Source organism: Gynuella sunshinyii YC6258, assembly GCF_000940805.1.
Lineage (GTDB): Bacteria > Pseudomonadota > Gammaproteobacteria > Pseudomonadales > Natronospirillaceae > Gynuella > Gynuella sunshinyii.
The window spans coordinates 3,573,367-3,593,069 of sequence record NZ_CP007142.1 but is presented as its reverse complement, the minus strand read 5'-3'; the positions used below and the strand labels follow the sequence as shown (position 1 = coordinate 3,593,069).

Annotated in this window: 8 protein-coding genes; 1 reads left to right on the top strand and 7 read right to left on the bottom strand. The window is 53.8% G+C overall.

Features of this window, described 5'->3' with window-relative positions; genetic code table 11:
• Positions 1 to 51: 51 nt before the first annotated feature.
• Complete coding sequence (locus YC6258_RS28520) at positions 52 to 306, bottom strand: DUF6980 family protein (RefSeq protein WP_082070744.1); 255 nt, start codon at positions 304 to 306, stop codon at positions 52 to 54.
• A gap of 73 nt (positions 307 to 379) precedes the next feature.
• Positions 380 to 1,483 (bottom strand): pentapeptide repeat-containing protein, encoded by a 1,104-nt coding sequence (locus tag YC6258_RS15425; protein ID WP_044617775.1) that lies wholly within the window; start codon positions 1,481 to 1,483, stop codon positions 380 to 382.
• Positions 1,484 to 2,112: 629 nt separating this feature from the next.
• Here YC6258_RS15425 and YC6258_RS15420 point away from each other — a divergent pair.
• Positions 2,113 to 2,988 carry a HEPN domain-containing protein gene (locus YC6258_RS15420; protein WP_044617774.1) on the top strand — a complete coding sequence of 292 codons (876 nt, stop codon included), beginning with the start codon at positions 2,113 to 2,115 and terminating at the stop codon, positions 2,986 to 2,988.
• Positions 2,989 to 3,200: 212 nt separating this feature from the next.
• Here YC6258_RS15420 and YC6258_RS29830 read toward each other — a convergent pair whose 3' ends face one another.
• From YC6258_RS29830 to YC6258_RS15400, 5 genes are all read right to left on the bottom strand, one after another.
• Positions 3,201 to 3,494, bottom strand: a complete 294-nt coding sequence (locus tag YC6258_RS29830) for a DUF5992 family protein (protein ID WP_144407661.1) — start codon at positions 3,492 to 3,494, stop codon at positions 3,201 to 3,203.
• Between the two features lie 152 nt (positions 3,495 to 3,646).
• On the bottom strand, positions 3,647 to 4,378 hold the full coding sequence (locus YC6258_RS15415) for a GNAT family N-acetyltransferase (protein WP_245626940.1): 732 nt from the start codon (positions 4,376 to 4,378) through the stop codon (positions 3,647 to 3,649).
• 79 nt (positions 4,379 to 4,457) lie between these two features.
• Positions 4,458 to 6,137 (bottom strand): cyclic peptide export ABC transporter, encoded by a 1,680-nt coding sequence (locus YC6258_RS15410; protein WP_044617773.1) that lies wholly within the window; start codon positions 6,135 to 6,137, stop codon positions 4,458 to 4,460.
• Positions 6,134 to 10,162 (bottom strand): AMP-binding protein, encoded by a 4,029-nt coding sequence (locus tag YC6258_RS27405; RefSeq protein ID WP_052830318.1) that lies wholly within the window; start codon positions 10,160 to 10,162, stop codon positions 6,134 to 6,136. Before YC6258_RS27405 ends, YC6258_RS15410 begins: the two co-directional genes overlap by 4 nt.
• A complete protein-coding gene (locus YC6258_RS15400; protein WP_044617772.1) occupies positions 10,162 to 19,698 on the bottom strand; it encodes a non-ribosomal peptide synthetase in 9,537 nt (3,178 codons plus the stop codon). The genes YC6258_RS27405 and YC6258_RS15400 overlap by 1 nt, the downstream gene beginning before the upstream one ends.
• Between the last annotated feature and the right edge of the window lie 5 nt (positions 19,699 to 19,703).

Here is a 19,703-nt window from a genome sequence, read left to right as displayed (position 1 = left end):
GATAAATATACAGTATCGAATAATGCCGGCTGTTGGCGTGAATATCAATAGTTAAGATGGGTGTCCTGTATTATTCTCTAATTCATCAAACCACAAATCTCTTTTGGATTCAGGCAGCTTCGTACCGCACCACGGACAAAATATGATAGCTATTGAAGCAGAACCACCATCATGAATGATTAAGCCATATTCGTCGAATTTTGATGTGTAGCTTATAAGAACATCGGGACATGAATAAATATCTTCGTGTAACTCGCAATCCAGCTTGATTGCGCCTTCCATCCGTTCGCAACAATGTTTGTTCATGATTCACACTTAACGCCGTGCTCTGCGGAAATTTAGGAGCGCCAGCGAGTAAATTTTCCGCAGCAGCACCTTGTTAAGTGATATTTTTGACGCTAATCCTCATTCTTGCCTTTGGTTCTGGCGGGTGCTTGACCAATCCTCGCGATGGCCCATCGGCGGAAAATAAATTTGATAATACCGTTATTAATGCACCTAATAACACATACCCTGATAATACATGAGTAGTCAATAGCAGCTGAGAAAACCAACTACTAGAATTTGCATAAATATCACCAAAACCTAACGTAGTCATAGTTACAACAGAAAAGTAAATACTACGTATAAATGATATATCTCCCTCGACAGAGGTTAGGGATGGAAACAACCAGTAAATCAATGCATATAAGAAGCACACCGAGAAAAATGACTGTATTACCCGTTTGGGAGAGCTTCCATAATTTGATGCAAACCAAAATAGTCGGACTAAACGCTTATTAAAAAAACCATTATTCTTATACCAGTCATTCCAATTATGTCGGCGGTTACAATATTGAAGAGACTGCCTTAATCCTGCCGAATAGCATGCGCTTTCGAAGCTAATTGTTCGAAAGTCCGTCTCTTTGGACACATCTGCCAAATGAAAATACGTTTCGCTCGTAAACTTAGCATTATAAAAACTTGCCCCGCATAAGTTAAAACGTAACTCTTGACGCACAAGCGGGTTATAGCCTCCGCCGTAAAATTTTGCCTTTGACAAGTCAGCACGATTGAAACGGCAATCCTGAAAATGAGACTCATAGAATTCTACAGAAAACATATTCGCTTCTTGAAAAGACGCGTCATAAAAATTACAGAGGGTAAAAGTACTTTTAGTTAGCTCTGCTCTCACAAAGTCTGCACGATGGAAAGCTGAACCTTCTGCACGAACAGATGAAAGGTTTGCTTCCATAAAATGGCAGTCAGTCATATCAACAGATAATAAGTGAGCATTACTGAAGTTGGCACCATAAAAATCAGCACCCTCGCCATTTTTATTCTGGAATATAGCCTCTTTGATCACTAAACCTTCAAAATTTGCTTCACGTAATTTTATTAGGTCTTCAGTTTCTTTAACGTATTCGTTCCACGCAGAGAAATCCTCTTTTACAGCGCAGCCCACTATCAACAAGTACTGGTCTTTATTCAGCTTTTCTTTCATATCTCCACACTGCTTTAATATCACTTAACAGTTATTCCACGTCATCTGACAAAATATCCAGAAGACGCTTTTTCCTGAGCCGCCAAACTGACTCAGTCTCATCAAACCCCATCAACATAGGCACACAGCCCATTTCTGTCAATTTCGCTCGCCGGATATTCGGTCTGGAGACGCAGTATCCGGAAAAATCGGTCGCCTGCAGGCCACTGAATTCATGGCTTTATAGAAGACCCATAATACTTAACCAACCAGACAAGTATCGTATTTTCAGCTCATTATTCCGGATATTATGTCTTCAGACCGAGTATCCGGCGAATATCTGGATACTGAGTCTTAAAGCATGATTATTTATGACATTTATCGCAAAAAAATAGGTGTTATTTTATACATACTGTTTATGAATACAGCATCCTGTAAATCATGCTGACAGGGGCGTGTAAAATGCAAACAATCGATACCCGAAAAACTATTCACAACGCGGTTATTTGTCACAGGCTCAATCACTGGTTTCGTCCCCTATAAACCCCTCCAAACCAACACTGCCCCCGCCCGGCCAATCTATAGACATTCCGGCTATCAACCCTCACACTAAGCCGCTTGTATGTATTCAAGAATTTGTCACGATCACCATGAAAACCGGCCTTGATCACCTGCCGAAAACCAAGCAGCACGAGCTCCAGACTATCTCTACCATCCTGCGTGATACTCTGGAGGATTTTCTGCAAGGCAAGACCGGGCGCAGAACCGAGTACCGGATTTTGAAAATCATTCTCTTTGGCAGCCACGCCAAGGGTACCTGGGTGAATGATCCGGAGAATGGTTATATCAGTGATTACGATATTCTGGTGGTGGTGAACAAGCCGACGCTGGTGGATGAGGATATCGTCTGGCAACGGGCAGAAGAACAGATCAGCCGCAAGGTCACTTCTGCGCCGTTGGGGTTGATTGTGCATGACCTGGAAGACGTGAATAAACGCCTGCTTCAGGGTCATTATTTTTTTAAGGATATCCGTGAGGAAGGCATTGAGCTGTTTTCGGCAACTCCCAGACCGCTGGCACTACCCGGAAACTTAACCGAAGCAGAACGCCGCGAGATTGCGCAGAAGCATTATGATCAATTTTCAAACTCTTCCTTTCGTTTTCTTCGACACTTTGAATTTGCTCTCTCTGAAGAGGATTTAATTCACGCTGCATTTATGCTTCACCAATCTGTAGAACGATTGTATGCCTGTGCACTCCTCACCTGCACTAACTACTTTCCGAAAACTCACAACATCGAAAAACTGCAACATCTTTGCATACAGATCGATCCCGAGTTTGGCAGTATTTTTCCCCTAGATAGTAAATTCCATAGGCGTTGTTTTCGCCGCTTGCAACGCGCCTACATCGACGCACGTTATTCAGAGCATTACGAAATCACAGAAGAGGAATTGAAGTATCTGGAATCGGAAGTGATCAAGCTGAAGGCGCTGGTGGAAAGAATTTGTAAGGCCAGACTGGTTTGAATTGTATTCGTCTCGATTTGTTAGTGATTTCCTACTTTCCTTGTTCCAAATTCTTCTCTCAGTAAATCTGCATCAAGAACTGTCATATCAAGTCTGAATGACCACAAATTACCTTACTCATGGCCTAGTCCTTTGATCGCATAACACTGCACTTATAGGATTACCGAAGCGGAACGTAGGTAATCCCTAAGCTAGCAGTACTTTGTTAGAAACTACTTGCTAAGTTCAATCCATGCAGCATTAAAACAGTCGTCAGATTCGTAATTATGTATGCGCACTTTCATGCCCGTGCTAAGTCCTGTTAGTGCCATACTAAAAGCTCTAGTAAAAATTTCCGGTGAACCGGCTTTTCCTTTTGGAAACGATATATTTTGATTTGCACACGGACCACTGCCTCCAGATACAGAAACAACAAACCTATCATTATTCGCTTCAGAATTAGCAACCTTGGTAATTATCCCATCGGTTACAACATATCCGGCAAAACAAGTAGTACTTTGTATCAATAACAACCCTATAGAAATATTTCTATATTTTTTAGCTATTTATTATCTCCTGATAAGTTATAGCTGGTTTCTAATATTGCCAACAACGGAATACAAAGCCTTTAGCAGATGAAGTACGCTGCTTTGATTTTCCAATGTACCGTCAAAGCTGGTTACTTACAGTTAATCCAATATCTAGCCAAAGGATGTGGAAAAACCTGACCTATAACGATTTTCTCAAACTTACCACCATTGGCTTCGATGACGCCTCGTGACGCAAAATTATCCTCATCTGCGATCAGCAGCACTCTTTCGATGCCTAGTTCTGCTGCTTTTGATATTGCCAACTTAAGCATTAATTTACCGTTACCCTTTCCCCTGTGTGAAGGAGCTATATCGTAACCAATATGCCCAGCCTCGAAGGCGAGAAAGTTATTATCGATATTGTGACGAACTCGAATTGCACCAAAGATAGATTTTTCATTGTCTATCAGCCAAAAGTGACTGCATGGCACATGGCCTTCACGCAGATTTAAACCAGCTGCTTCATCACTCAAATGCTGAACATATTTCGGAAAATCAGCTTTACCTTCAAGGTAATACTCAGCGTTTTCGACATCGTTTTGAGCGAAGTCATCGTAGAAACGCTCAAAGGCAGACTTAAACTCTTGTGATGGTACAACTAATTCCATGTGATGTTTATTAACTGATCTTGAGTACATAGTTTCAACTAAAATAAACCAAGTGACCGGAAAGACGGCATTTAACAGCTCTCTCAAACACAAAACAAGCCTATTCTTTACAATATCAATTATTTCGACTCCACAGAGATATTCATCAAATCGGCAGCTTACAAGAGACAATTTATGGATTCCCCTCTTACTTAAACTCTGCCCTTCATCCACAGGTTCCTTAACACAAATACTGCAGTTGCCATGGTGATGATGCGCACTATGCACTTCGTTGTTTATACTGATGTGGCATTCAAACCGCCCCACTATTCTTAAGCTTTTCCGTCACCCCAAACACCTGGTCTCTGCCAATCACGAATTCAAATATTTTGCCTTGTTCGAGTTTGTACAAACGATCGGCGGCGTCAAAATATCGGTCATCGTGGGTAATGGCGATTACGGTTTTTCCGGCAGCTTTGAGTTCTGGCAGTATTTCCCGATAGAAAACTTCACGGAATACCGGGTCTTGGTCTGCGGCCCATTCGTCCAGCAGTAATACCTGACGATCTTCGAGGTACATCAGCAACAAGGCCAGTCGTTTTCGTTGTCCTTGAGAGAGCGCCTTGGTGGATAATTTACCGTCTTCCACGGTCACTTTATGATCAATCGCCAGTCGCTTGAGGTAGTGTTGGATGCGCGGGTGGTCTGCGCCAACACCGGTGGCATCCAGTACATCATCAAACAAAAAGAAGTTGGGGAAAATCGCCGCAAAGCAGCTGCGATGTTGTGCGGCAGTCTGTTCCGTCAACGGCTCGCCATTGAGGCTGACAGAGCCATCGGTGGGTAAATATAAGCCGGTTAACAGTTTTGCCAGAGTGGACTTACCGCTGCCGTTACCACCAATCAAAAAGATCAGTTCGCCGGATCGAATGTCCAGATCAACCGGCCCGAGCTGAAACCCGGCTTCATCACCTTGATCAAGATAACGGTATAAGGCTTGTTTCAATTGCAGGGATTCAAACGCAGGTGCCTGTATTGCCGCATTTTCTGATGGCGCGGATATGCCGCTCTCTGCCTCACCTAGCTGCAACCGGTCTATCGCCCGCAGTGCCACGTTGCCACGAATGACCGCCGGAATGGCATCCAGGATCATGGCAATCGGCGTTCTTAAAAACATAATCGCCAGCACATAGCCGACGATGACTTCCTGGGAAACGGTCTCCACTGCCAGGCCGGCAAAAAAGATCATTCCGATCAGCGCAAACACCAGTACCGTGGTCCAGTTAAGATTGATGGCCCACAGCACCTCCGCTTTTATGGCTGTGTCTCTGGCTTGCTGTGCCTGGGGTTTAAAACGCTGATGAAACTGAAACCGGCGGCGGGGCTCACTTAAGCCGAGTTCGTTACGCCCTTCCACCACCGCTTCATATTGCCTGAATAATTCATCATCCAGCCGGCGCACTTTCTGCATCATGGTTTTAATACGTCCGGCGAGACGAAAATCCCCCCATACTCCCAATCCGACCAGTATCACCAGACCGCCAAACAGTAATGGTGATAACCAGGCCAGATAGGCCAAACCCGTTACCAGCAGCAAGCCGTTGTAAAGGGAAACCGGCAGTTGTCTGGTGGCATTGGCCACCATGGTGACATCTCGGGTCAAAGCGTTATAAAGCGCTGGAGCACCCAGTGCTTCCTGCCGTGCCAACGGAGTGTTGAGAATACGTTCCACCAATCGGCAACGCAGCCGATACACCATTTTATGGCCCAGTCCCACCAGCAATATCTGCGACCACACGCCGCTGGCGAACAGCAGCGCCACCAGCGCCAGATAAAATCCTCCGGAACCAGCCAGTGAGTGGATGCCATTTTCCAGCGCATGGTTGATACCGCCCACCAGGGTAATACCGGCGGCGGCGCTGCACAGGCTGGCCAGAACCGCCAGCATCATGGTGCCTTTGGACTGCGCCAGCAGTTGTTTCATCATGTTCATGTTATGTTTTCCGTTAACTGCACAACCAATTGTTCAGACTCCAGAATGCTGTAATGGTTTGCTTTGATCGACCAGCCTTTCAGTGGCTGTCGGCTATATGGTTGCCATGCTTCCACGGCGGCCGGATTATCGTCACTGCGCCAGACCAGACAAGGAATATCCAACACTGGCATGGGTGCCAGATAGAATGCCTTCTTGACCGCCCAACGCATCATGATGCGTTCGTGTATCCATTCCACCGGGACTTCCGCACCCAGAGCCTGATGAAAGTGCTCATTGGCAAGCAGCTGTTTAAGGCCTGAGGCGTAATCCTGTGCGACTGCATTCTGCAATTGCTGCCAGTCGCCAGCGCTGATTTCGATCCCGTGTTCACGGCAATAATGCTGGATATCTTCGAGCAGTTGCTGTTGTTCATCATCGGCGTTATCGAGATCCTTGCCAGGTTCGTAATCGATCAATGCCAGGGTCTGTACAGTAAACCCTTGTTGCTGCAAGGCCTCCGCCAGAATCATCATCATTCTGGCCGCCAGACTCCAGCCTGCCAGTACCAGCGGCTGAGACTTCAACGGCTGTAATTGTTGCAGATAATCCTCGATCAGTAACGGCCATTGTTCGGCCGGGGTGTTGACCAATAGTGTCGGATTTGCCAGTAAACCGTAGACATTGAAGCGCCCCTGCAAGCGATCCACCATGGGTTGATAGTAGCGGACATGGCCGCCGATAGAATGCATCAGCACGATGGCAGGGCCCTGGGCTGCCTGACTCAAAGGCAGCAAACGTGAAGGCGGCTGCACCGATGCCGATTCTCCCTGCCCCAACAGTTCTGCCAGCGCCGCCACGGTCTGTAATCGGAACAATAAGTCAGTGGGCAGTTCACGGTCAAAATGACTGCGTAACCGGGCAATGACTTTAATGGCCGCGAGCGAATGGCCACCAAGATCAAAAAAGTTGTCCATCACGCTGACATCATCCTGCCCGAGTACCTGCTGCCACACCGTCAATATCTGCTGTTCGGTATCGTTGCGCGGCGCGACAAACTGACGCCGGTGTTGCTGCTCCATTCGCTCCAGCAACAACTGGCGATCGACCTTGCCGTTGGCGTTCAACGGAATCTCCGTCACCGTCATCAACCGGGCCGGCACCATATAATCGGGCAAGCGCTCGCCCAGCCAGGTTTTCAGAGTGGATTCATCGTCACCAGCGTCGGCCATCGGCACCACAAAACCGCACAACCTTGCCTGTTCCCCCTGTCCCTGTACCAGGACACTGGCCTGCTGAATGGCCGGATGGGTCATCAACGTGGCTTCCACTTCCGCCGGTTCCAGGCGAAATCCGCGGATTTTTACCTGATGATCAGCACGCCCGAGAATCTCCAGCGAACCATCACTGCATTTCACTGCCAGATCACCACTGCGATACATGCGCTGCTGACCGTACCGATGATCCGGTAAAAATACTGCGGCGCTGCGAACCGGGTCATTCAAATAGCCCAGGCTGAGCTGAGGTCCGGCAATATACAACTCCCCGACCTGACCGGGCGGCACCGGTTGCAACTGCTCATCGAGCAGATAGACGCGATTGTCGCCCATAACCCCGGTCAGCGAACTGCGCAACGGCGCGGCGGCCAGATCAACTTCCCGCCACAACACTCCGACAGTGGTTTCCGTCGGACCGTAATGGTTAAACACCCGGCATGATCCGGCATGCGCTGACAACAGCTCCAGCAGATGCAAAGGAATACGCTCGCCACCCAATATCAAACGCTGCACCGGCAACACCCGAGCCAACGGCTGGCCTTCACTCAGAGCCAGAAAATGCGCCGGTACGATCTTCAGACAATCCAGCGGCTGGCGGGCCAGATAAGCCTGAAACGCGCCGGCATCGGTGGAACTGGTTTTATCCAGCAGATGTAAACAGCCGCCCTGAACCCAGCATGGAAACAGCATGGTGTTGCCGAGATCCGCCATCGGCGATGACACCAATCCGTAATGACCGCCCAATGGCAGCTCCAGTACCTCAATCGCTGCCTGACAATAATGACTGAGAGCCCGATGACTGACCTGAACGCCTTTCGGAGTGCCCGTGGTACCTGAGGTGTACAACACATAGGCCAGATCCTCGATGCGATACTCCGGGGCTGCCAGCTCCACACCAGATGCCGGCAGTTGATCAGGCGACAGCACCACCGGTCGCCATAGATCAGCGCTGCCATAGGTGTCATTTAAGTGGGTGTCCCCTGAACGGTTCAGATGGATGTCCTGCGAAGTGTCGCTTAAGTGGGTGTCCCCTGAATAATGGTTCAGATGGGTGTCCTGCGAAGTGTCGCTTAAGTGGGTGTCCCCTGAATGGTTTGAACGGTTCAGATGGATGTCCTGCGAAGCATCGTTTAAGTGAGTGTCCCCTGAATGGTTCAGGTGGATGTCCTGCGAAGCATCGTTTAAGTGGGTGTCCCATAAAGCGCCGTCCCATACGGCAGTATCCTGGCTGAGGATGACAACCGGGCGGGCATCTTTGACGATGATTGCCCGTCGGCCAATGGGTTGGTCGGGATCGAGTGGCAGATAGGCGGCTCCGGTTTTCCAGACCGCCAGTAACGCCACGGCAAATGCCGGTTGTCGTGGCAGGTCCAGCGCCACCAGAGTACCAACCGCGGCTCCGTGCTGTTGCAGTACCGCGGCCAATTGGTCACTGCGTTGATCCAGTTCACGATAGCTGATCACATCGGTCTGGCATTGCAGTGCTGCTGATCCTGGTGCCATTTCGACCGAACGTTGCCATTGATGCATAAAGTGTCCGGCCGCAGGCTGTTGCAGACCGCTACCGGTCAATCCGCAGTCCTCGCCTTCGAGCAGCAGGTCGAAGTCACCCAAAGGCCTATCCGGCGCAGCCAACACCTGCTTTAACAAGTGCTCAAACCGCCGCAACAGTTGATCAGCTGTTGCACCACGGTAGCGTCCCTGATCATAGAATAATTGCCAGCCACCACCCTGCTCGTCGGCACATCCGTGCAGTAACAGGCCGCAGTTGCCAGCCGGAGTCAGCAGCTCCAGTTCGGCTGCTGAGCGCGCCTGCCAGTACAATCCCGCAACCTCGCTACGATGCTCTGTTTCGACCACGCCCACATACTCCTGCCATTCCAGCATCTGCTGCCAGAGCACTTCCTGCGCAGGCAATTGCCGGTTCAAAGACTGTTGTTGCAGCTCATGAAAAGGCATCGGAATCGGCTGGGTCAGCACACCCAGAGTGTCCGCCAGTTCATCGTAATTCTGCCGGCAGTCGTGATAGAGACTGAGCTGAAACTCAGATTGTCCGCTGAGGCGACTCAACAGCGCCGCCCAGACGGTGAGCAGCAGTTGTGGCACCGAACTGTCACAGGCCTGACTGACATCCGCCATGGCCGCCACCAGATCTGCCTCTATGGGCCGACACACAGACTGATACCGCTGGCTTGGCAAACCAGACGGTTCCGCCAGCTGAATGGCCGGCAGCCGGGTCAGTTCCAGTCCTTGCCAGAAGGTACGGGCGGTTAGCGCGTCGTCCTCCTGCTGTAAATCCATTATCCAGTCGGCATAGTCGAGGTACTGCATGTCCACCTCTTCAGGCATCTCAGGTGCCTGCAACCAGCGGCCGATATTGGCAGCCGAACCAGGATCAAGCTGCATGGCGGAACCGACCAGCAACAGCCGGTTGTTCTGATCTCCCGGCCAGAACCAGGCCAGCAACTGCGGTTGCTGATCAGCAAATACCGAGACGGCTTCGGCCACAAGCTGTTCGTCCTGATCCCCGCTGATACAGCGAAAATCGAGCTGGCCATCAATGACACTCTGGCGTAAGCCATGGAAACCCGACTGTTCCCCAAACACCGTAGCCAGAATTTCATGCTGGCGTATCAAGGCACGTAACCGTGATTCCACCAGGGCTTCCGGCTGTTGTCCCAGATCAAGCCAGAACATCGCCGCCGCAGAAGGTTCAAATCGCTGTTGTTGCAGAGTTAAGGCAGAGCCGTTTTGAATGAGACTGGTCATCAGCATTCCTCCCCGTCAACCGCCGGCAGATCACTGTGCTGATACAGATCCCCCATGGCCACGGCCATTTTGCGTTCGCCCTTGAATGGATCGCGGGCATGGGCCACCAGCATGTTATCAACCATGACCACATCACCTGGTTGCCACTGAAAACGCACAGCACAGGATTCGTACAGCTCACTGATGAGATCAACCGTGCTCTGCTCCAAGGGCTCACCATCACCGTAATAAACGTTACGGGGCAGGTTCTCCTCGCCTCCGGCAGCCAGCAGATACTGGCGTACGTCCGACTCCAGAAAACTGACGTGATGTAACTGGATCTGATTGAAGAAGCTCATTTCAGCGGTCACCGGATGACGGATAATGGCCGGACAGTTCTGACTGATACGCAGATTGTCCTGGCCGTACCATTCAAAGCCGATACCACCTTCACGGCAGATGGTCTCTACCGCTTCACGGCTATCAGTTTTGAAAAAATGCTGCCAGCTGACATCCAGGTTGCTGAAATTACGCACATACCGGAGTTCCTTGCGCATCAGCTTGTCGCGGATATCCACCGGTAGCCGGCGATAAACTTCCCGACAATCGACAATCGGCGTGGCACCGCCTTCTGCTGCGGCGATTTCGCAATAAAACCACTGCCGCCGTGGCCAACGGTGCTGGTGAGAGCTTTCGTTGTGAAACATGATCATCTGATCATTCGGATACGGCGTGGACTGATAAATGTTCCGCCCCACTTCTTTTTTCGGCAGATCTCCGTAGCGGCCATACAGCTCTGGATACATCCCCTGACAGAAGGCCTCAAACGCCACCGGCGTCGGCAGATCAAAACCACGAAACAGAATGCCGCCATATTGCTCCAGCCAGCTCAGTATCTGCTGCTGATGGCCATTGGCCCAGGCCACCGGGTCCAGCCCTGGCTCCTGATTTTCCACACACAACGGCAACGGCCGTTCAGCGGACAACGGTGCAACATGGATGCGCGGAGCCTGATTTGCCGGCTGACGATGGTCGCGACGGCTGGTTTTCATTTTGCTGAGTTTGCTCAGCTTGGCTGACTTGGCCGCTACCGGCGGTGTTTCAGAGGAAACGGATTCACTAGACATGGGTTCAGATTCCATAGCATTCATTGATGTACGACTCGATGCCGCCACCAGGGCAGTCATCGGAGTGGTTGATAACAGTTGTGGCTGCTGCACAGCCTGATCAATAAGAGTCGTCAGAGTGGTACTCATGCGGGTGATCGTGGTCGCCTCAAACAGGCTGCGGCGATAGACCCAGCGGAGTTCCAGGGCACGCCCGGACGCTTCAGTCCGTTCGCTGGCAAATAACGCCATATCAAATTTGGAATGACGCTGGCGGCCGGGTTTGGGGATAACCGTCAGTCCCTCGATGGACTGCTGCGCCGCTGGCATGTTCTGCATCACCAGTAAGGCCTGAATCAACGGATGCTGACCAGCAATGCGCTGCGGGCGAACGGCTTCCACCACCCGCTCGAACGGCACATGCTGATGCTCAAAACCGGACAGACAGACCTGTTTCACTTGTTGCAGATAATCGCCAAAGGTCAACGTCGCCCGGGGCCGGAAACGCAAGGCAATCAGGTTGACAAAAAACCCGATCAGCGCCTCGGTCTGCGGCAACTCACGGTTGGCGACATCGGTGCCGATGACCAGATCCTGGCTTCGGCTCTCGCTGTAAATCACGCTGCTGTAAAACGCCGCCAGCACCATGAACAATGAACACTCGTAGCGAGCTGCCAGGGCATACAGGGCTTCGGTCTGCGAGGTCGTCAGCGTCAGCACGATGGCGTCGCCTTCATTGCCCCCCTGAGCCGGCCGTGGATGATCGAACGGCAGCGCCAGCTGCGCTGGAATCCCTTGCAGATTCTCCCGCCACCAGTGCAATCCAAGAGCCTGTTGCTGCTGGACTGCCTCGCTGTGCTGCCAGCAGGCATAATCCAGATACTGCACCGGTAACGGTGGCAGCTGCGCCTGATCCTGAGTCGTCAGCTGCTGATAGGCTTCGGTCAGATCAGCGATCAGACGCTCGCCGGACCAGCCGTCGGACGCAATATGATGCTGGATCAACTGACACAGCCAGCGCTGCTCCCCGAGTCGATACAGATACACCCGCAATGGCGCATCACGGGTCAGATCAAACACCTCGGAGGCCGCCTGATCCAATCGCTCCGCCACAGCCTCGGCTGGGCAGTCGTGCAAATCCTGTAACTGGACAGCCACCCGCAGTTGCGGCTCCAGCCGCTGCATCGGCTCGCCCTCGTGCTGGTGATAAGTCACCCGCAGAATGTCATGCTTCGCCACCACCGCATCAACCGCCGCCTGTAACCGTGCCGCTGACAGCTCGCCGTGCAACTCAACGGCAAAACTCATATTAAAACTGGCATCCGCCGGCTCCAGCTGCTGCATAAACCACAAGCGCCGCTGCGCATGAGATAACGGTATAAATCCGGAATGGGACAGCTTCGGAATATGATGAGTCTCGACAGCGCTCATATGCTCAGCCATCTCCGCCAGCCGCGGGTGTTCAAACATCGCCTTCAACGGTAACGACCAGCCTTGTTGCAGCAATCGCGCACGGACCTGGGCCGCCAGCAGTGAATGTCCACCGGATTGAAAGAAATGACTGTCCGGCCCCGGTTCCGCGAGACCCAATACCTGCTGCCAGACCTGTGCCAGCAAGCGCTGGGAAGCGCCCTGCAACATGCTCTGAGACGCCCCGGAATCCGCTTGCCGGGTGGGCTCCGGCAGCGCTTTGCGGTCCACTTTGCCACTGGCGTTCAGAGGCAGTTCGGACAACACCTGATAACCATTGGGCAACATGTATTCAGGCAGCCGGGCCTGCAAGTGGCGATGCAGTTCTGAAGGATCGAAATCCTGCTCCGGCGACATGACACAATACGCCTGCAACTGTTGCTGCTGCGGCCAGACACAGACCGCCGCCTGAGCAATCGACGGGTGCGCCAGCAACTGGCTTTCGATGTCACCGAGTTCAATCCGAAAGCCCCGCAGTTTCACCTGATGATCCACCCGGCCGACAAAATACAAGCGTCCGTCGGCCAGCGTTTTGATCAGATCACCGGTGCGATACAGCCGCCCGCCACAGTCATCAAAAGGATTTGGCACAAACCGCTCAGCGGTCAGCTCCGGCTGATGCAGATAGCCCCGGGTCACCGCAGCGCCACCGATATACAACTCCCCGGTCACCCCCATCGGCACCGGCTGCAAACGCTGATCCAGCACGTAACACTGGTTATTGCGCAACGCCCTGCCAATGAGTACCAACGGCCGGAGGTTCACATCCTCCATGCCGGAAACCACCTGCAACGTCGACCATACGGTGGTTTCGGTCGGCCCGTATACATTAAACAAGGCCCGGCAATGCTGACTCAGTCGCCGTGCCAGTTCCCGGTCCAATGCCTCTCCGCCCACCAGCGCGGTAATTCCCGCCAGCTGATCGGCCGGCAATTCATGCAATAATCGCCAGCCCGAGGGGGTCGCCTGAATCAGATCCACTTCCCAGCTCTGAATCAATGCGGCCAGAGCTTCGCTGTCACGACGGGCATCTTCCTGTGCCAGAATCACCGTGGCACCGGTCGCCAGTGGCAGACACAATTCCAGCCCGGCGATATCAAAGGTAATAGTCGTCAATGCCAGAACCCGCTGAAACCGGGGCAATTGCTGCTCCATGGCGGTCAGGAAATTGGCAAACTGCCGCCGCTCCACCGCCACGCCCTTGGGTTTGCCGGTCGAACCGGAGGTATACAGGCAATACAACAAACTGGCCGGATGACGTTCAACCACCGGATTTTCATCCGTCAGGGTCACGGCTTCGGCCATGGCCGCAGACCAGAGCACCGATTTGACCGTTGTCGGCAGCGTTTCAGCCGTTAACAACAGCGCCGGGCCGGCGTGTTGCAGAATATAATCGAGCCGTTGCGGTGGATGATCGGGATCGAGGGGCAAATAAGCCGCCCCGGCCTTCTGAATCGCCAGCAAAGTCACCAGCAATGCATGACTGCGTGGCAGACAGAACGCTACGGTCTGCTCCGCTCCGATTCCCTGCACCAACAGCCAATGAGCCAGCTGATTGGCCTGGCGATTGAGATCCTGATAACTGATGGGCTGCATCTGCCCGTCGCCATAAACCTGCGCCACCACGGCCGTGGCATGGGGTTGTCGTGCTACCTGCTGCTCAAACCGCTGCAGAAAATCCTCAGTCGCGGCAATGGCTTCAGCAGCAGGATTGTCAGGCACCGTCATGGACGGCAACTGATAATGATCGATACAGGCATCAGGCTGCTCACAGATCTGTTGCAGCAGGGCGAGATAATCCGCCGCCATGGCATCGATCCAGGGCCGGTCAAACAGATCGCTGTTGAACTCTATCTCCATCTGCACATGCTGCTGACGGAACAGATTCAGGCTTAATTCGAATTTGGCACTGCGAGCGGCACTCACCGCCTCTAATTGCAGGCCCGGCAACGTCATCTGCCGTTGCCCGTGATAGTCGGACTGATAATTAAACAACGTCTGAAACAATGGCGGCCGGGCCAGATTGCGTTCCGGCTGCAATGCCTCCAGCAATGACTGCAACGGCAACTGCTGATGTTCGAGATCCTGCTGAAACACCTCATGGCACTGAGACAGCCACTGGCTGAAGACCGCATCCGGCTGAATCACTGCACGATTAACCAGAGTATTCACAAACAATCCGACCATCTGCTGACTGGCCGGATGATCACGGCCCGCCACCGGCACACCGATGCCAAAATCGGTCTGTCCGCTGTAGCGCCACAACAACAACCGCCAGGCTGCCAGCAGCAGCTGAAACGGCGTGATCCGCAACTGTCTGGCGCATTGATCGAGGGTCTGGGTAACGGAGTCATCAAAACGATACTCCCAGACCTCACCCGAATCGGTCTGCTGATCCGGCCAGGGATGGACCGTCGTCAACGCCAGCTCCTGCGGCATGCCGTGAAGGCGCTGGAGCCAGTATTGCCGCGACTGCTGATCCTGATCACTGCCGCTCTGGCGTGACTGCCAGGCCATCCAATCGAGAAAATCCGGTCGAGCGGTGACTGGTTTTGGCACCTCGCCACTGTCCGCCTGTTGATACAAAGCCAGAAAATCCTGCACCAGCAATCCCATGGACCAACCATCGGTCACCAGATGATGCAGACTGACCAGCAACCACCACCGATCCCGTTCACGCGGAATCAGATCAACGTAGATCAACTGGCCAGCCGCCGGATCAAACTGCCGGGCTAAAGCCTGATCCAACAAAGCTTTGGCATCACCGGAATCGGCTATCCGCAAAGCCTCGGGCGAATCAGCCAGCGGTTGCTGCCAGACCTCGCCATCTGCCTCAAACATCCGGCAACGCAGAATCGGATGCCGGCTCAGTAAACCATTCACCGCCAGTTTCAGCGCCTGATGATTGACCGGTCCCTGCCCGTCAAACAACTGGGTCACATGATAACTGCGGCTATCCGGCTCCAGTTGCTGCAAAAACCACAACCGCTTCTGCGCCGGCGACAACGGCACCGGCTGATCAGAATCCGCCCGCAGCGGGCAGTCGACCGGGTCCGCTATGGTGGGTGTCCCCTGAACGGCAGCTATTGTCCCCTGAACGGCAGCTATTGAAGTGGGTGTCTCATGAGCATCTGCGGTGGGTGTCCCCTGAATGGCGGCTGCTGAAGTGGGTGTCCCATGAGCATGTTCCCGCAGCGGGCAATCGACCGGGTCCGCTATGGTGGGTGTCCCCTGAACGGCAGCTGCTGAAGTGGGTGTCCCATGAGCAGCACCATGAGTGGTAGAAGTGGGTGTCCCATTAGTATCTGAAACTGCAGTGGGTGTCCCCTGAACGGCGGGTGTCCCCTGAACGGTAGAAGTGGGTGTCCAATGAGTATCTGAAATTGCAGTGGGTGTCCCCTGAACGGCGGCTGCCGAAGTGGGTGTCCCATGAGTGCCTGCCGAAGTGGGTGTCCCATGAGTGCCTTGACTGACTGGGCGTTGTTGTTGATCCAGCCAGGCGCCGAGGGTTGCGGGGGTTGGCATTTGGGCCAGTTGTCTTGGGCTGATGACCAACCCGGCTTTGCGGGCACGGGCGATCAGTTGCAGGCTCAGGATGGAATCGCCACCGACCTGATAAAAGTCGGCGTTGGCGTCCAACGCTGGCTGTTGCAGGATGTCCCGATACAGTTCCAACAAGGTTTCAACGCTGGTAGATAATGCCGGTTGCGGCCACAGGGTTGCCATCGCTGCCAGGGTCGAATGGGCGCTGACGGCTGCCGGCGAGAGTCGAACCCCCTGTCTGGCAGCAAGGCCAATCAGTTGCAGACTCAGAATGGAGTCGCCGCCAAGGGCAAAAAAATCATCGGTGGAGGTCACTGTCTCCACGCCCAATATCTGTTTCCAGAGTTCGGCAAGTTCGGCCTGTGCCGGTGTCAGTGTCGCCGATGAGGTTTCGGTCTTCGATTCGGGCAGTGGCCATGGCAAGGCCTGACGGTCGATTTTACCGTTATCGTTCAGGCCGATCTGGTCAAGCAGACACCAGCGGTCCGGTACCATGTAATCAGGCAGTGCTGCCTGCATGGCCTGTTTAAGAGTTTCCAGATCCAGTTCTGCCGGCTGTAGATAGGCCACCAGCAGCTGCCGGGCATGGTCCTGCCGGACCATAACCACCGCTTGCTCTACCTCAGGCCGTGACAGCAGCCATTGCTGTACTTCGCCAAGCTCCAGCCGGTAGCCGCGATGTTTGATCTGGTCGTCCGCCCGCCCGAGAAATTCCAGGTCTCCGGTATCATTGATACGTACCTGATCACCGCTGCGATACCAGCGTCCGCAGTGGTCAGTCACAAACACTGCGTCGGTCTGTTGCGGTTGCTGCCAGTAGCCCTCAGCCAGTTGTGGTCCCTGGATATAAAGCTCACCCGCCTGCCCTCGCGGCACTGGCCGGCCATGGTCATCACGAATCTCCACCACCATACCTGGCAGCGGCCGTCCGAGCGGTGCGGCGCGCCCGGAAAGGCCATGCCAGTCACTCAGATCGGTACAGCTGATGCCAACCGTGGTTTCCGAGGGACCGTAATGGTTGATAATCGTCAGCACCGGGGCCAGTTCGCGGATCTGCCGGATCAGTTCGATATCACTGCCCTCACCACCCAGAATCAGCCGCTGGCGTGGCAATATCCGCTCCGGTGCTTCGACACTGAGCAGCCCTTTTAAATGCGATGGCGTGATTTTGAGGCAGTCAGCAGGTCGCTGATGCAGAAATTCCGCCAATGCCGGCGGATCAAAGGCCAGCTCAGCAGGCGGCAGCAATAATGTCTGTCCTTGATACAGCGCTGCGAGCACCGAGGTCATACCCAGATCCGCAGCGGTGGTGGCCAAAGTCAGCCAACGGGTTTCAGAATGGCCGGTATCACCCAGAGCCTGAGCGATGGCTGCGCAATAGTGATTGACCGCACCGCGACTCACCACTACGCCTTTGGGAACACCCGTGGACCCCGAGGTAAACAACAGGTATGCCGGCGCGGTAGCGTGATCGGCGCTATCAGCCTCATCCGTTGTATCAACGCCAGTGCCATCAGCGTCAGTATCGCCCGCAGCGGAGACATCCACCTCACAAGATAACGGTATAAAATCTGTATTATCCAAGTCTGCCGGCCAGTCTTTGAGCAGCAGACCCGGCACCGCCTGCACCTCATCAAGCTGCCCGGCCATTACCACCGCCCGGGCATCGGCCTGGGTCAGCACGGTGTTCAGACGCTGCGCCGGCTGGCGCGGATCGAGCAGCACCGTCACGATGCCACGCCGCCAGCACGCCAGCATCAGGGCCACCTGCAAGGGTGACCGCGCCAGCGCAATGCCGAGGCGATCTCCACGCCGAAGTTTGTGCCGTTGCAGCCAATGATCGAGTTCGTTCAAGCGCTGATGCAGCAAAGCCCAGGACAGTTGTTCATCGCCGGCTTCCAGGGCGATGGCCTGCGGTCGCTGTTGACTCCACTGCCGCACCCGCGCCAACAGATCCTGTGGCTTTTCCGGTAGCGGCTCGCCTGCCAACCGGCTGTTATCCTGTTCGAAGCGCCATTGTGACAAAGTCAGATCCGGCTGCGTCAGCGTGCTCTGCAACAACTGCTGCATCTGCGTCAGCCAGCGATTGACAGTGGCTATGCTGAACAGTTCTGCGGCAAATTCCAGTTCAAGGTGGATGTCTTCACGCTGTTCGGTTTCCACCACCCGCAAAGTCAGGTCAAAGCGGGCATGCTTATGGCTCCGCTGTAGCACATCGGCGGTACTGGTACCCAGAGTCAGACGCTGGCTGACGGGCAGCGCCACGTGCACGAACATCACCTGAATAATGGCCGAGTGCAGTGGGTCATGACGCCATTGCAGCAGCTCCGGCAAGTGTTCGAACGGCAGATCCTGATGATCATACGCGGCTGCGATCAATTGCTGGCTGCGTTGCAGCGATTGCTGAAAAGATGGATCGGCAGTGAGGTCATGACGCAGTACCAGGGTATTCAGTAACGGGCCGACCAGGGTTGCCAGCTCTGCCCGGCCGCGATTGGCCACCGATGAACCGATACACAGATCCAGCTGACCACTGTGCCGGGACAACACCCAGGCAAAGGCAGTCTGCAAATAAATAAACAACGTGCTGTCGAGGGCTCGAACGCGCTGGCGCAACGGTCGACTGAGCACCTCGTCCAAGACCAGAGTGGCAATGTCGCCACGAAAATCACGCGCATGCAGCGGCTGGCGGCGGTAGTCTGTAGTCAGTTTCAAATGTGTCGGAAGACCATCGAGCTGTTGTTGCCAGTAGTTTCGCTGGCGCTGATAGTCATCACCATCGCGCCACTGCTGCTGCCAGACGGCGTAGTCAGCATACTGAATCGGCAGTGCCGGCAAAGTTTCATCAGCCTCATACAACGCACAAAGGTCAGTCACCAGTATCTGCGCCGACCAGGCATCAAACGCGACATGATGCACGGTAAAAAACAGCCAATAGCCGCTGTCATCCTGATACAGGCGTGCCCGAAACGGCCATTGTTGCAGGTCCAACGGCTCGGCCAGCTCGGCCTCATAACGCTGTTGCACCCAGTCATCATCGGCAACCGCAGCCAAAGCCTGCTGTTGCAGACCGGACCAGGGCTGATCGAGCAGCTCGGCCTGCCATTGACCGGGTTCCGGCTGATGGTAGGCAGTGCGCAGTATGCTGTGCCGCTGTACCAGCCGGCTCAGTGCCTGTTGCAAACGCTCAGGTTGCAGCTGTGTATCAAAGCGCAGCACCGAACATAAGTTATAAAGAGCCCGCGCGCTCATGGATTCGGCCATGACAAAACGCTGCTGAGCGAATGACAGAGCGCCCTGTCCGGACATCGGCACAATCGGCAACTGCCAGCTGTCGATGCCCTGTTCGGCCAGTTTGCGGCGGAACAGCTGTTGCTGTTCTGCCGGCAGTGCCGCCAGTCGGCGGGCAATTTCGTGGGAGCGTGTCTGTTGGGTCACGACAA

What these genes read in the sequence shown, in the direction of transcription:
- YC6258_RS28520 (WP_082070744.1), bottom strand. Translation starts at nt 306, where the DNA reads ATGAACAAACATTGTTGCGAACGGATGGAAGGCGCAATCAAGCTGGAT.
- YC6258_RS15410 (WP_044617773.1), bottom strand. Translation starts at nt 6,137, where the DNA reads ATGAACATGATGAAACAACTGCTGGCGCAGTCCAAAGGCACCATGATG.
- YC6258_RS15420 (WP_044617774.1), top strand. Translation starts at nt 2,113, where the DNA reads ATGAAAACCGGCCTTGATCACCTGCCGAAAACCAAGCAGCACGAGCTC.
- YC6258_RS15425 (WP_044617775.1), bottom strand. Translation starts at nt 1,483, where the DNA reads ATGAAAGAAAAGCTGAATAAAGACCAGTACTTGTTGATAGTGGGCTGC.
- YC6258_RS27405 (WP_052830318.1), bottom strand. Translation starts at nt 10,162, where the DNA reads ATGACCAGTCTCATTCAAAACGGCTCTGCCTTAACTCTGCAACAACAG.